Below are 13,312 nucleotides of genomic sequence, written 5' to 3'. Positions count from 1 at the left end.
TGATGCAGAGCCGGCGGGATCTCTACCAGGCGCACCGCCTGATGACGCAGCGGGTCGGGCTCGCCCTGCTGCAGGGCGAACCGGACGTCGCCGAGTCCCCGATGCGGCGGCTGTCGGTCGGCGCGTTCGCCGGCGTGATGGTCGGGCTGCTGATCATCGCGGTGTTCGGCATCTGGGGGCTGCTGTCCCCGGGCGGGGCCAAGGGGCTGGACGAGCCCGGCAAGCTGATCATCGAGAAGGAGACCGGGACCAAGTACATCTACGACGCCAACACCAGGAAGATGTTCCCGGTCGCGAACTACGCGTCCGCGCTGCTCGCGCTCGACTCCGACAGCGAGCCGGAGCGGCGCACCGTGTCGCGCAAGTCGCTGTCCGGGTTCGAGCGCGGCGCGATGATCGGCATCCCCGGCGCACCCGACTCGCTGCCCGGCAAGGACCAGCTCATCCGCGGCCCGTGGTCGGTGTGCACCCGGCAGGCGTCCGGCCCGACCGGCGTGCCGCGGCAGATCAGCGCCCTCGCCGCCGGGCGCAAGGTGGGCGGGCGCCGGCTGAACGACACCGAGGCCGTCGTGGTGCAGACGGGCGGCGCCCCATGGGTGGTCTGGAAGGACCACCGGATGCAGATGACGATCCCGGCGAACCAGGTGACGTCGCTGACCGGCGGCCCGGGCGCCGTCGAGGTGCCGGCGACGTGGCTGAACGCGATCCCGGCCGCGGGCAACTTCGGATCGCCGAACGTCCCGGACCGGGGCAAGTCGGTGCCGGGCCCGCGCGGCGGGACGGCCCGCGTCGGGCAGGTGTTCAAGGCCGAGACCGGCGCCGGCGGGCAGGCGCTCTGGTACGTGATGCTCCCCGACGGGCTCTCGCAGATCAACGAGACGCAGGCGCAGCTGCTGCTGCGCGACGTCAAGACCGCCGCGGCCTACCCCGGCGAGCAGGCGCGGCCGCTGCCGACGGACGTCCCGTCGGCGCAGCAGCTCGCCTCGAAGACGCGGCTGCTGGACAACAACCTTCCGCCGACGCTACCGAAGTTCGTCTCCTGGGACACCGCCACGCCGCTGTGCTCGGTGTTCCCCGTCGGCTCCGCGACGGCCCAGCTGACCATGGGCGGATCGCTCCCCGCGCCGTCCGCGGGAGTGCTCGGCTCGGGCACCGCGGGCTCGTCCGGCACGATCGACCAGATGGTGCTGCCGCCCGGCGGCGCGGCGCTGATGAGCCTGGTCCCCGCGGGCGGCGCCGGCGCGCAGGGCGGCGGCTCGGGGTCGCTCTCGCTGGTCAACGACCAGGGCATCCGGTTCGCGCTGCCGTCGGCGGAGGTCGCCAAGAAGCTCGGCTACGACGCGAAGAAGGCGGCGCCCGTCCCGTCCAGCGTCATCCACCTCATCCCGCAGGGCCCGGCACTCGATCCCACGCAGGCACGCAAGCCGATGTCCACCTCGAAAGCCTGAACTATGACGTAGGTCACATGAACCGCTAGATCATCAGGCGCGTCGACACAGATGGCGCGTAACACTTATGATCGCTGACATTTCGTGTCGTCAGGGGTGCTCCCCAAGCAGGCCGGACCCCGGTCACCGCTCCCTAACCTCTCCTGACGCGCGTGAGGAAATTCAAAAACGGAGGTGACACTGTGGGTAACACGTCCGCAGCCGACAGAGCAGCGATGCAGCAGGCCGCGACCCGGATCGAGGACTCCGCGGGCATCGTCAAGGGCCTGCAGAGCCAGCTCGAAGGGCACAAGTCGCAGCTGATGTCCGGCTGGTCCGGTAACGCCGCGGTGTCGTTCGACCGGGTCTTCACCGAGTTCCAGACCGAGATGAACAAGGTCCGGACGGCTCTGGAGGGCATGCACCAGAAGCTGGTGCACACGAAGATCACGTACGAGAGCACGGAGCAGGAGCAGCAGGACGCGGTCAACAAGATCAACCAGCTGCTCAACGGCGGCACCTGACCGATCCCCTCCTCCGTCATCCTTCCGAGCGCAAAGGACTCGTACCGTGAGTGACAGCTACACAAAGGCCAATTTCGGCGCGATGCAGCAGGCCCAGGCCGACTTCACCCTGGCCTACCGCGCCCTCGTCGACGAGCTCGACGACCTTGAGAAGTCCCTCGAACAGCACCTGAGCTCCTGGGAGGGCGGCGCGCAGACCGCCTACTGGGAGGCCAAGCGCCAGTGGGACTCCGCCGCCGCGCACATCGGCCAGGTTCTGAACCAGCTCGGTGTCGTCATCGGTGACGCGCACAGCAACTACAGCGGTGCCGAGCGGGCGAACCTGAACATCTGGCACGGCTGACGACGGCCGAGGCTTGGGTCTACGTCGTGCAGGGCCGCCTCCGGGCCTGCACGGCGTAGGCGTGCCGGGGGACGAAGTCTGATTCGCCAGGAGGGCGAGCGATGACCGATTACCACCTGACTCCTGAGCAGCTCGCGAAGGTCGAGTACAGCTACACCGTCGGGGCCAGCCAGTACAGTCCCGGCCGGACGGTGGAGGTCCACGGGCTGACCCAGCAGGAGTGGGACGACCTTCCCGAGTGGCGCCAGCGCGACCTGTACTACGAGTACAGCGCGGGTGCCGACGCGGGTAAGTGGGACGACCCGAAGAACGCCCTTCCGCGGGGTCATACGCCTGACCGCAGCGAGTGGAACCTGAAGGCCGAGAAGGGCTACGAGGTCGATCCGGGGGAGCTCCGGAAGCTCGCCAAGGACATGAAGTACAAGCTCGACATCTGGAAGCGCAAGCTCAACAAGGTCGGCGCGACCTCGATCACCACGGCCGACTTCGGCGGCATCAAGGGCTCCGACAAGTTCGTCGAGCTGACCACCGCCAGCAAGAACGGCTTCCAGGAGTACATCACCGCCATCGAGACCGCCTACAACGGCGTGATCGGCAAGCTCAACGCGACGGCGGACCAGTACGAGAACGCCCACGGCAACACCGACACGCGGGTGAACGGGGTCGATCCCACCGGCGGCGGCAACCCGAACCTCTCGTGATCAGCGCCCTGGAAGGAGGGACAGATGGGTAAGCGCAATCCCGAGTCGTACCCCATCCGGGACGGGATGGAGTTCGGAACCTACACGTTCGGCGACCAGGACTTCGGCCAGATCAAGGAGCAGCTCAAGAAGCTCCGGCCCGAAGCCGTCGGCGACGCGTCGACCGCCTACAAGGACGCCTCGGACGTTCTCGCGGAGATGACCGACGAACTCCGCAACAACTTCGCCAAGCGGATCGTCAAGCACTGGCAGGGCGACGTCGCGCAGGAGGCGCTCGACCAGCTCGGGCAGGTGTACGAGACCTCCGGCAAGCTGTCGGACGACAGCCACAACAACGCCCAGCTCTACAACTGGTACAAGGTCAGCATCCTCGACTGGTACAAGACGACCGGCGAGTCGATGGAGGACGGATACGTCCACACCGGCGGCGACGACGACCGCGCCCGCGAGCTGATCGAGAAGTTCAGCCGGCGGATGAAGGAGGCCTTCGACGGCCACCCGCTCAAGATCACCAAGGATCTGCCGACGTCGGTCGGTGACGGGCACGACAAGCCGGGCGGCGGTCCGGGCGGGGGGCCGGGCGGCGGCCTGCCCGGCGGCGGTCCCGGCGGTTTCGGCGGCGCCGGTTCCGGGTTGCCGACCTCCGACCCCGCGGGCGCGTTCAAGCCGGGCGGCGGCCCCAGCCCGTTCACGCCCGGCGCGACGAGCCCGTTCAACCCGGGCGGTGACGGCGGCCCGCACCTGCCCGGCGGCGGTCCCGGCGCCGGCGGCCTCGGCGGTCCGGGCACGGACCTGTCGAGCTTCCCTGGCGGCGGCCCTCCCGGCGGCGGCCCTCCCGGCGGCGGCCCCGGCCTCGGCGGCGGTGGCGGCGGCTTCGGCGCCGACCCGGGCGGCTTCGGCGGCGCGGGCTCGGGCGGCGGCGCGGCGGGCGGCCCCGGCGGCGGTTTCGGCGGCGCCGGCATGGGCGCGGCCGGACGCGGCGCCGGGGCGGGCATGCGCGGTATGGGCGGCATGCCGATGGCTCCCGGCGCCGGACAGGGCGGCAAGGACGAGGAGCGCGAGCGCAACACCTGGTTGACCGAGGACGAGGACGTGTGGGGAGCCGACGACGACACCGCTCCCCCGGTGATCGGCTGAACCCGTGAAGCGGCGTAGGGCGGCGGAGGCTCCGGCCTCCGCCGCCCGGACGTGCGACGGACGAGGGAGTGTGCGACAGATGCGGTGGCTACTTCGGACGGCGGCGGCGACGGCGGCGATCGGGCTGGCGGCTGCGCCGGCCGTCCCCGCACAGGCCGCCCCGGACCCCAGGTCCGACCAGTGGTGGTTCGACTCCTGGAGCATCCAGAAGGAGGTCTGGCCCGTCACCAAGGGCAAGGGCGTGACGGTCGCCGTCATCGACACGGGTGTGAACGGGAAGCTGCCCGACCTGGGCCCGGCCCTGCTCCCCGGCGCCGACCTGACGGGCAAGGGCGGCGACGGCCGGCAGGACTACGACGCCTTCAAGCACGGCCATGGCACCGGCATGGCCAGCCTCATCGCCTCGCAGGGCACCAAGACCGGGTTCGTGGGCATCGCCCCGGAGGCCAAGATCCTGCCGATCGCCGCCCCGTCGCTGAACCCGACGACGACGAGCAACGCCGTCCGCTACGCCGTCGACCACGGCGCCAAGGTCATCAACATCTCCCAGGCCAGCCCGTCCGCCGACATCTACCCGAACCAGTGCCCGCCCAAGTTGCTCGAATCGATCCAGTATGCGGCGGGCAAGGACGTCGTGGTCGTCGCCGGTGCCGGCAACACCGGGGACGTCAACAACAAGGCCGCCTACCCGGCGTCGTGTCCCGGCGTCCTCGCCGTGGGGGCGCTGGGCCAGAACGGCAAGCCGTGGAAGTCGACGCAGCGGCAGTCCTACGTCACCGTGGGAGCGCCCGGCGCGAACGTCGGCTGGATCAACAAGGACGGGCACGCCTACAACGCCGGTGAGGGGACGAGCCAGGCGTCCGCGCTGACCTCGGGCGCCGCCGCGCTGGTGCGCAGCAAGTACCCGCAGATGCCGGCGCGGCAGGTCGTCCAGCGCCTCACCGCGACCGCGAAGGATTTCGGCCCGCCCGGCAGGGACGACCTCGTCGGGTACGGCGTCATCAGCATCCCGCGCGCCCTCAAGCAGAACGTCCCGGCGAACGCGCCGAACCCGGTCTACGAGCGGCTCGACAAGGTCGGGGGCGCGAAGAAGCCCGGTGCCACGAAGCCGGCCGCGGCCGAGGAGGACTCCGGCGGCTTCCCGATCCTGATCGTGGGCGGCGTCGTGGTGGTGCTGCTCGTCCTCGGCGGCGGCGCGTTCCTGTTCCTGCGGGGCCGCAGGAAGCCCGCCGCCGCGTCCGGTCCGATGGGGACGGGGCCGATGGCGCCGCCGCAGCCGTTCGGGGCACCGCCGAACGGAGCCCAGCCGTCGCCGTACTTGCCGGGCCCGCAGCAGCCGCGGCCTCCGGCGGGTCCGCCGGCGGGCGGTCCGCAGAACCCGCCCCCCGGCCGCTGAGGCGATGCGCAGGCTGACCGCACCGACGTTCATCCTCTCGTCGGTGCGGACGGGCTCGACGCTGCTGCGCGCCATCCTGGGCGGGCACCCGGAGCTGCACGCCCCGCACGAGACCCACCTGGGCGACATCACGGTGGGGTTCGAGTCCCGTCAGGTCGCCGCCTCGATGGAGCGGCTGGGCCACACGGAGCGCGAGCTGCGCTTCCTCCTCTGGGACGCGATCCTCGCCGAGGAGCTCGCCCGCAGCGGAAAGCGCCACCTGGTCAACAAGTCGCCCAACGACGTGTTCATCCGGGACGAGATCGTGGCCTGCTGGCCGGACGCCCGGTTCATCTTCCTGCTCCGCCACCCGTCGGCGACCCTGCGTTCCTGGCACACGGCGCGGCCGTACTACTCCGAGGCCGACCGCATCGCCGACATCGTCCGGTACTGCGAGGCGGTCGAGGACGCCCGGAACGAGCTGCCGGGCCCCACCGTGCGGTACGAGGACCTGATCGGCGACCCCGCGGGCACCGTCCGGGGGCTCTGCGACTTCCTCGGCGTCGAGTATCAGGAGGACATGCTCGACTACGGGAAGGCGGGCACGGACTCGTTCGTCCCCGGCCTCGGCGACTGGATGGGGAAGATCCACTCGGGCCGCATCCAGCCGGACCTGCTCGTCCCGAAGGCCCCGCCGCCCGAGCTGAAGGACGTCTGCGTCGCGTGGGGCTACCCGCCCGGCTAGCGGCTCACGCAGTCCTTGCACGTCGCGAGCGTGCCCGCGATGCCGCGCGCGACCGTCTCCGCGCCGGCGCGCGCCTGCGCCTCGTCCAGCGGCGCAGTCTTGCCGGCCTTGGGGGCGCCGTCCACACCGGCCGGCGACGTCGTCCCGCGGTACCGCACGCTGATGACCGCGTTGCGCAGGCGGACGGTCGCCGCGACGGTGCCCGACCGTCCGAGGGACCCGGTGAGCGTCAGGTGCTGGGCGAACGCCTGGTCGCCGACGCCGAGGGTGACGGGGGCCTCGGCGTGCAGCGCCCCGGCCGCACCGTCGGTCGTCCCGGCCATGGCCCGGGCCCCGCCCCACGCCGCGTCGTACTCGGACTTGGCCGGGTCCACCCCGTCCAGATGCAGCCGTACGGCCACGTTTAGCCGATGCGACGCCAGCGTCTTGGCGCCTGTCGCCGACCCCATCGGCTCAGCCCACTCGCACGCCTCGTACCGGTCGTTGGCGGAGTTCCGGGCCTCGCTCGGGACGGGCGGCTCGGAGTTCGGCACGTACCGTTCGAGAGCCTCCCCGGGCACCAGCGAGCACGCCTCCGGCATCGACGTGAACCGCCCCGCCTCCGACTCCCCGGACGCCCCGCGCAAAGCCCAGACGGCCCCCGCGGCGACCAGCACCACCGCACCGGCGACCAGCCCCCACCGCCCCGAGGCGGTGGACCACCACCGGCGGTGCGGGGCGTTCGCGGCCGGCTCCTCCGCCTCGACGGCGGGTTCCGCCGCCTCGGCGGCCGGCAGGTCGGAACCGTCCAGCGCCTGATCCGCCGCCACGAGCTCCGGACGATCACCTGCGGACCGTGAGCCATCGGACAAGACGCCAGCCTCTCATCTCACAAGCGGACATTTTCCGCGAGGCTAGCACTCACTCGCCCGGGTCCCGGCGATCGTCGACGACCTTCCGCGGGGTCGAGATCTGCAGTTCGGCGAGGAGCGAAGCTGAGGCCATGGTCACCCGCGAGGCTAGGTGGCGTTTGCGGGGGTGCGAGAGGTCTCGTCCATCACCATGACGAATGCCAGGAACAGGCGCGCGTCGGTATTGGAGATTCCCGGGCGCAGGTCTACTCGCCAGGCACTGTCGGGGCGTTGGGCGCCCAAGGCGATCGAGTGGCGGTGCAGGTCGGTCATGACGTGGGTGTTCCGGTCGAAACGGATGTCGCCGATCGGCACCGATAAGGAGTTCTCGACGATGAAGTCGCGGCCGCGTCTCCGGATGGTGCCGACGAGGGTTCTGGACGCGTCCTCGACCGGGACGTCCCGGACCGGCGTCCCACGGGGCAAGACCGTGGTCAGGATCGGTGCGCCGTCCGGGCGCGCGAGCCGGACGCGGTCGCCGGCGCCCAGGAAGAGGGTGCGCCACGAGCCGCGGGGCTGCCGGATCTCGGCCAGGAGCTCGCCGTTCCAGGCTCGGCACACGCCCTGGTAATAGAGGAACTCGCCGGTGCCGAACAGCATCTCACAGACCGCACGTTTCGCCGGTTTCGGTCATCACATTCCTCGGTATGGGCGGGGACAATACGAGAGGTATGCGTGATCAACGGCTATACGTTAGCGGATAGTGGACCAAATCTGTAATTCCGCCCTTTATGCGGGCGGTGGGACGAGGATTCGGTGGAGGCGGAGGGTGCGTTTGGCACGTTCACGCGCGGCGGTGTCCAGGAGCGGGAGTTGGGCGTTGCCGGCCCGGATGTGCTTGAGGAGGTCGGGCTCCGGGGCGACGTCGTGGTGCTCCAGATGGTGGGGGACGCCGCCGAACCAGACCCAGGTGCCGTCGGTCTGGTAGCTGTCGGGGACGCTGGAGGGCCGTGCCGGGTCGAAGCCGTCCGCGAAGTGCAGGCCGCTGTCGTAGACGACCGGGGCCTCGCGGAGGTAGCGCAGCACCGCCTCGCGTTCGGCGGCGTCCAGCGCGGGCCGCTTGAGGACCTCCGGGTCGCCCGGAACCGGGTTGCCGGCCAGGCGCAGCGACTGCTCGTGGACGGCCGCGCGGCCGCGGAGGGCCTGGAGGGTCGGGGCCTCCTGCACGGTCGCGTCCGCGGGCACGGCACCGGCGACCGGGTCGGCGGGCATGGCGCGTGCGCGGTCGAGGACGTCCGCGGCCGGGACGTTCTGCGCGTACCAGTCGCGGAGGCGCTGCACCCAGGCGCCCATGGCGCCGCTACCGGGGGCGGCCGCGTCGGCGCGGGGGAGGAACAGGGCCGCGGTGCCGCCCGTCCAGAGGTAGCCGAGGACGAGGTCGCCCTCGACGACCGGCAGGTACCGGACGGGGCCGTCGGTGGTGAGGTCGTAGCCGGGCGGCAGTTCGAAGTGGAGCGGGCCCCAGCCCTCCGACCGGTCCATCGGCGTGCCGTCGGGGAACTCGCCGTGCCGGAAGGAGTCCCAGGAGTGGCGCTCGGCGCCGGGGTTGGCCAGCTCGGACAGGGCCCGGGTTCCGTCCGCGATCTCCTCGGGCGCGCCGGCGGGCACGCCGCCGCCGCGGGGGTCCTCGGGGCGGCCGGCCCACTGCCGGACCGCCTCGCGGGAGGGCAGCCCCTCGGCGTGGGCCTCGCGGAGCCGCCGGGACCACACGACCGGCGCCTCGAACGCCTGCTCCAACGCCTCGTTGCGGCGGATGAAGCCGGCGGACTTGTCGTCCATTCCGGCCCAGAGGTAGCCGATGTGCAGCCCGTTCAGCATCACCGGGAGGTGCACGACGGGCGTGCGGGTCGTGTGCGCGTACGACTGCGGGCTCGACGCCGCGAACCCGGGGGCCGGGGGGACGCCCGGCACGCCCGGCCCCTGCGGGCCGCTCGGCGGTGGAACGTTGCTCATGTCGACTCCAGCGATCAGGACGAGCCGGTGATGGTCGCGACCGCGGCGGAGCGGACGTCGTCGGCGACGTCGGGCACCTCGAAGCCGCCCCGCCGGATGTGCTCGGCGAGCTCGGGCTCCGGCGGGACGCCGTGGGCGCGCAGGTAGTAGCCGACGGCGCCGGGCCAGATCCAGGTGCCGTCGGTGTGGTAGGTCAGCGGGACGTTCCGCGCCTGCGCCGGGTCGAGGACGTCGCTGTCGAGGCTGCGGGCGGCCAGCACGATCGGGGCCCGCTCCAGGTAGCGCACCATCGCCTCCCGCTCGCCGCCGGGGACGTCCGGCCGCCGGACCTCGGGACGCCCGTCGGGCGCGGTGCCGTCGAAGGGCCGGGCGATGCGCAGCTCCGGCGCGGAGCCGGCGGCGAGCCAGGCGGGGGCGTGCTCGGCGTCGCGCGGGAACCTGCGGAGCTCCTCCGCGGCCGCGTCCGGCGGTGGCGGGCTCTGCCAGCGCGGCTCGCCCTCGCGGTCGTAGCGGACGTCGTAGGAGAACGGGAACGTCAGCGTGAAGGTGGCGCTGAACCAGGTTCCGAGGCCGGGGGTGTGCATCCCGGCGCGCAGCCGCTCGAACAGCTCGCCGAGCGCGGCGGGCACGTCGAACGGGGCGGGCAGCCCGGGGCCGGTGACCATGCTGACCTGCCCCAGGGTCTCACTGTGCGAGCCGAGCGAGCGGTGCACCACCGTGCATTCGCCCCACCCAGGGGGCAGGCTGTGCGTCAGTGCCAGGGTGATCTGCTGGAGCAGGTCGTTCTGCTCGACGGGGTTCAGCGACCCGTTCTCGCTCACGACGTACCTCTTTCCGTGCGTCCGGGGGGCGGGCCGGGCGTCATCGGCCGTCGGCGCCCGCGGTCTGGCCGAGCCGCTCGCGCAGCCAGCCGGGGATGTGCTCGTCCGCGCGCGGGAACACCGCGAGGTCCTCGGCCCAGGTCTCGGGCGGGACGGGCGGGTCCCACCCCGGGTCGAAGTCACCGTTGAAGCTGATCCAGTACGCGCTCGGCGGGTCCATCATGAACCGCAGCCCGAACCAGGTGCCCTCGTCCGGCCGGTACATCATCGACCGCAGTTCGGCGGCGATGGCCGTGCACTCGCGGGGCGGGTCGACGGCGGGGGAGCTCCCGTCCGGCATGAGCACGGTCAGCCGGAGGTCGCCGACCCCGGCCAGCAGGAGGATCGTCAGGTCGATCCGCCGCCAGCCCGCGGGCGCGACCTGCAGCAGGGCACGGCCGAGCTGCTGCGTCAGCTCCTCGTACCGCTGCCGGTCGTACGGCCGCGGCCCCTGCTGCGGAACCGGGGCCTCGGCGGGGGGCTGGTTCATCGCGTCGGTGCTCCTCTCCTCGTCGCGCAAGTCTATTGCTCCTGCTGGCGCGGGGTTCACGGCTCTTCCTCCGTATCCCAGTAGTCCCTGGGCGGAACGGGGTCGCCGCCGGGACCGCTGATCTCGACCAGATCACCGGACTCCAGATGGTCGATGATCGGGCCGGGAAGGGAGAAGGCCTGCCCCTGCGCGTCAGGGAGCCGTTTCGGGCCTCTTTCCCCAGGCCGGTGGACGGTCTTCGCGCCGAGGTCGACGGGGGTGGCGGTGATGGGCCGCTGCACCCGGTAGACGCGATAGAAGTAATGCTCCGGGGCGCCCGGCAGGCGGCGTCTTTCGAATGGCGTGTCGAGGGTGAACAGAAGGCCCGAGCTGACCGGTTCGGCGGTGTTCAATTCCATGCCGGCGTCCAGCACCACGTCCTGGGCGGGGCCCGGCACAGGCGTCCTGGGTTCGGGAAGACCGGTCCGGACATGCCATTCGAAGATCCGATGGGTGCTGACGAAGTCGCCCTGGTCGGGCACCGGGCCGGGATGGACCACGAAGTATCCGCCGGGCCTGTTGTCGAAGGGCGACAGCGCGAAGTAGCGGCGGCCTCGGGTCGCGGCACCTCCCGGCCGTTCCGCGGCCATCGAACGCCGCACCTGGCGGCTCCCGTTCTTGTCGTGCGCGGGAAGGGTCCAGGCGTCGACGCCCTTCTTCCTGTCGGTGACCCTGGAAAGGGCTCCGGCGCCCCTGAGAACCGAGGAGTTCACTTCCGCGCCGGCTTCGGCGAGCACCGCGCCCGCCGCGAACGCGACGGCGGCGACGGGATCGGCGAAGGCGTGCTTCTCGACGCTTTCGCCGTTTTCCATCCGCACGGCCGGCCAGGCCGGGGGCGCGTGGACGACCGACCAGCATGCGTCGGCCAGGCGCCCCACCAGGAACCGGTCCGCGTCCTCGCCGGGCACGATGGCCAGCAGCCGCTCTCGCGCCGCCGCGAAAAGGCCGTCGAGTCCGTCGGGCAATTCGGCTTCCAGGTCGTCCTGGGGAGAGAAATCGAGGGGGTCGAACCGGTCCACCGCGTCCTGGACGGAGGCGAGAGCCGCCATCCAGCGGGGAACGCGCCGTGCCTCCTGGGGAAACCTCCGCAGCTCTTCGGAGGCGGCGAGCGGGGTGATCTCGTCCGCGAACGTGATCTCGTCAACGCTCTTGTAGCGGACCTCCCACGCGGGCGCGCCGTCGTCCGGGAGCGACGCCGCGTCCGGACGCGAGCGGACCGTGAGGGCCATTTCCAGCCACGTGCCTTCGCCGTCCTCGTACATGCGGGCGCGAAGGTCGCGCAGCAGGGGATAGATGCCCGACTGCGGGAGCCGGGCCTCGGCGGCGGTCATCCCGTCGGGGATGAAGGCCTGCTCGAACGACGAGCCCACGGCGCGGTAGGCGAACTTCATCGCCTTCATGCCCTCGGGCGCGAGGCGGGCGAGGCGTGAGGCGATCTCGTTGAGGCGTTCGTCGTCCTGAGTCATCTGCGCCCCCGGTAGATGCGCAGGGCTTCGTCCTTGGTGACCTGGGCGATGTCCCCGGCGGCCACCAAGTCGGCGAGCGGGCGCGGCAGGAGATAGCCCTGGCCCTTCGACGACGGTTCCCGGACGCGCTGGAGCCCTTGCGGGGGAATGGTGGTCTCCTTGACGGGGAAACCGGGATACACGGTGATGGGGCGCTTGACGACGTAGAATCTGCGCTCGTTGTTGCGGCCCGTCCCGGAAAGCCCCCGGCGTTCGAAGGGCGTCTCCAGAGTGAACAGGTAAAGCTCGTCGGCCGGCGCGTAGCTGTCGAGGAGCGTGTTCTCCGGAAGCTCATCGCCGGTGCTCGCCCCGAAGTCGCCCGGAAGGCGTGAACGGACGTGCGCCATGAAGAACTCGTGGAGGCCGATGAACAACCCGCCGTCCGGACGAGGCACCGGCGGAATCACCTGGTAGCCCCTGCGGTGCCCAAGTACCTGGTCGAGGACGATTCCCGAATCCCCGTAGCGGGCGCGCCCCTTGTCGAGCGACTCCTCTACGAGCCGCCGGCCGTCGTCTGTGAGCCGCCATTCGAGGCGCTTGCCGGTGTCGTCCCAGATGTCGCCGACAATGCCCTGCTCCCGCAGGAGGTCCTCGTGAAGGGTGAGGTTCTCGTCCACGGCCAGGCCCGCCGCCGCGTACGCGACCGCGTCTTGAGCCGACGCGAACGACGCCGTATGGGACGCCGTTCCGTCCGCTCCTCGGGCGGCCACCCATTCCGCGTCCCCGCGCAATACCGACCAGCTTCCGGGTTCGAGCCGCCCGACCAGGAAACGCGACACCCGCCCGCCGACGAGGTCACGCATGATCCGCCTGGCCCAGACGAACATCCAGGCGCTTTTCGGATAGAGCCGTCCGGTGAGTTCCCGCTCGTCCTGCGGAAGCTCGGGAAGCGCTTCAGCGGCCATTACGATTCCCCGGGCGTTCCCTGGCGTCCCTGGGCGCGGAGTTCCGCCTCGAACAGCTCGTGGGCGCGGAGGCGCAGCGTGTGGACGAGCGCCTTCTCGTCCGGCGTGAGGTCACGCGCCTCCGCGCGGGACGCGTCCACCAGGCCGTTGATCGTCTCGTACAGCGCGTGGACCGGGCCCTCGCCGCGCAGCCTCCGGGCGCGGTACTCCTCGACCCGCTGGACGAACTCCGCCCGGTCGACCGTCTCGATGTCGGCGGTGGTGCCGAACCAGATCTTGTCCACGTACGACCGGTCGAGCTCGAACTCGCCGGTCCGCGGCGACAGCGCCGGGACGCGCAGCCCGCCGTCGGGCGCCTCGGCGAACGCGACCGGCTTTCCCTCGTACACGTAGTACTGCGGATACTTCTCAGCCACTT

Annotated in this window: 15 protein-coding genes; 7 read left to right on the top strand and 8 right to left on the bottom strand. The window is 71.5% G+C overall.

Features of this window, described 5'->3' with window-relative positions; genetic code table 11:
- Positions 1-2: 2 nt before the first annotated feature.
- From eccB to ABGB11_RS24695, 7 genes are all read left to right on the top strand, one after another.
- A complete protein-coding gene (gene eccB, locus ABGB11_RS24725; protein ID WP_347636371.1) occupies positions 3-1,448 on the top strand; it encodes a type VII secretion protein EccB in 1,446 nt (481 codons plus the stop codon).
- 215 nt (positions 1,449-1,663) lie between these two features.
- The gene (locus ABGB11_RS24720; RefSeq protein WP_347636369.1) at positions 1,664-1,951 is read left to right on the top strand and encodes a WXG100 family type VII secretion target; all 288 of its coding nucleotides are present in this window, start codon (positions 1,664-1,666) and stop codon (positions 1,949-1,951) included.
- 46 nt (positions 1,952-1,997) lie between these two features.
- Positions 1,998-2,294, top strand: coding sequence for a WXG100 family type VII secretion target (locus tag ABGB11_RS24715; RefSeq protein ID WP_347636368.1), 297 nt, complete (start codon positions 1,998-2,000; stop codon positions 2,292-2,294).
- A 101-nt stretch (positions 2,295-2,395) separates the two neighbouring features.
- Positions 2,396-2,995 carry a hypothetical protein gene (locus ABGB11_RS24710; RefSeq protein WP_347636367.1) on the top strand — a complete coding sequence of 200 codons (600 nt, stop codon included), beginning with the start codon at positions 2,396-2,398 and terminating at the stop codon, positions 2,993-2,995.
- 24 nt (positions 2,996-3,019) lie between these two features.
- On the top strand, positions 3,020-4,132 hold the full coding sequence (locus ABGB11_RS24705) for a hypothetical protein (protein ID WP_347636366.1): 1,113 nt from the start codon (positions 3,020-3,022) through the stop codon (positions 4,130-4,132).
- 79 nt (positions 4,133-4,211) lie between these two features.
- Entirely contained in the window at positions 4,212-5,528 is a 1,317-nt protein-coding gene (gene mycP, locus ABGB11_RS24700) for a type VII secretion-associated serine protease mycosin (RefSeq protein ID WP_347636364.1), read from the top strand.
- Positions 5,529-5,532: 4 nt separating this feature from the next.
- The gene (locus ABGB11_RS24695; protein ID WP_347636363.1) at positions 5,533-6,252 is read left to right on the top strand and encodes a sulfotransferase; all 720 of its coding nucleotides are present in this window, start codon (positions 5,533-5,535) and stop codon (positions 6,250-6,252) included.
- Here ABGB11_RS24695 and ABGB11_RS24690 read toward each other — a convergent pair.
- The 8 genes from ABGB11_RS24690 to ABGB11_RS24655 form a co-directional block, all read right to left on the bottom strand.
- On the bottom strand, positions 6,249-7,061 hold the full coding sequence (locus tag ABGB11_RS24690) for a hypothetical protein (protein WP_347636361.1): 813 nt from the start codon (positions 7,059-7,061) through the stop codon (positions 6,249-6,251). The genes ABGB11_RS24695 and ABGB11_RS24690 overlap by 4 nt on opposite strands.
- A 189-nt stretch (positions 7,062-7,250) precedes the next feature.
- The gene (locus ABGB11_RS24685) at positions 7,251-7,742 is read right to left on the bottom strand and encodes a hypothetical protein (protein ID WP_347636360.1); all 492 of its coding nucleotides are present in this window, start codon (positions 7,740-7,742) and stop codon (positions 7,251-7,253) included.
- A 129-nt stretch (positions 7,743-7,871) separates the two neighbouring features.
- Positions 7,872-9,095: a hypothetical protein gene (locus ABGB11_RS24680; RefSeq protein WP_347636358.1), complete on the bottom strand. Its 1,224-nt coding sequence runs from the start codon at positions 9,093-9,095 to the stop codon at positions 7,872-7,874.
- A gap of 14 nt (positions 9,096-9,109) precedes the next feature.
- Positions 9,110-9,916, bottom strand: coding sequence for a hypothetical protein (locus ABGB11_RS24675; RefSeq protein ID WP_347636357.1), 807 nt, complete (start codon positions 9,914-9,916; stop codon positions 9,110-9,112).
- A gap of 40 nt (positions 9,917-9,956) precedes the next feature.
- On the bottom strand, positions 9,957-10,475 hold the full coding sequence (locus tag ABGB11_RS24670) for a hypothetical protein (protein ID WP_347636356.1): 519 nt from the start codon (positions 10,473-10,475) through the stop codon (positions 9,957-9,959).
- Positions 10,476-10,501: 26 nt separating this feature from the next.
- Entirely contained in the window at positions 10,502-11,950 is a 1,449-nt protein-coding gene (locus ABGB11_RS24665) for a hypothetical protein (RefSeq protein WP_347636354.1), read from the bottom strand.
- On the bottom strand, positions 11,947-12,894 hold the full coding sequence (locus ABGB11_RS24660) for a hypothetical protein (protein WP_347636353.1): 948 nt from the start codon (positions 12,892-12,894) through the stop codon (positions 11,947-11,949). Before ABGB11_RS24660 ends, ABGB11_RS24665 begins: the two co-directional genes overlap by 4 nt.
- Positions 12,894-13,310 (bottom strand): hypothetical protein, encoded by a 417-nt coding sequence (locus ABGB11_RS24655; protein ID WP_347636351.1) that lies wholly within the window; start codon positions 13,308-13,310, stop codon positions 12,894-12,896. The genes ABGB11_RS24660 and ABGB11_RS24655 overlap by 1 nt, the downstream gene beginning before the upstream one ends.
- Positions 13,311-13,312: the final 2 nt, after the last annotated feature.

This window comes from Actinomadura sp. B10D3, assembly GCF_039871695.1.
GTDB classification, from domain to species: domain Bacteria; phylum Actinomycetota; class Actinomycetes; order Streptosporangiales; family Streptosporangiaceae; genus Spirillospora; species Spirillospora madurae.
This window is presented reverse-complemented; position numbering and strand designations above follow the sequence as displayed.

Excerpts from the sequence above, each read along its gene's own strand:
- ABGB11_RS24660 (WP_347636353.1), bottom strand. The coding sequence starts at position 12,894 with ATGGCCGCTGAAGCGCTTCCCGAGCTTCCGCAGGACGAGCGGGAACTC.
- eccB (WP_347636371.1), top strand. The coding sequence starts at position 3 with ATGCAGAGCCGGCGGGATCTCTACCAGGCGCACCGCCTGATGACGCAG.
- ABGB11_RS24695 (WP_347636363.1), top strand. The coding sequence starts at position 5,533 with ATGCGCAGGCTGACCGCACCGACGTTCATCCTCTCGTCGGTGCGGACG.
- mycP (WP_347636364.1), top strand. The coding sequence starts at position 4,212 with ATGCGGTGGCTACTTCGGACGGCGGCGGCGACGGCGGCGATCGGGCTG.
- ABGB11_RS24710 (WP_347636367.1), top strand. The coding sequence starts at position 2,396 with ATGACCGATTACCACCTGACTCCTGAGCAGCTCGCGAAGGTCGAGTAC.
- ABGB11_RS24720 (WP_347636369.1), top strand. The coding sequence starts at position 1,664 with ATGCAGCAGGCCGCGACCCGGATCGAGGACTCCGCGGGCATCGTCAAG.
- ABGB11_RS24665 (WP_347636354.1), bottom strand. The coding sequence starts at position 11,950 with ATGACTCAGGACGACGAACGCCTCAACGAGATCGCCTCACGCCTCGCC.
- ABGB11_RS24680 (WP_347636358.1), bottom strand. The coding sequence starts at position 9,095 with ATGAGCAACGTTCCACCGCCGAGCGGCCCGCAGGGGCCGGGCGTGCCG.
- ABGB11_RS24685 (WP_347636360.1), bottom strand. The coding sequence starts at position 7,742 with ATGCTGTTCGGCACCGGCGAGTTCCTCTATTACCAGGGCGTGTGCCGA.
- ABGB11_RS24705 (WP_347636366.1), top strand. The coding sequence starts at position 3,020 with ATGGGTAAGCGCAATCCCGAGTCGTACCCCATCCGGGACGGGATGGAG.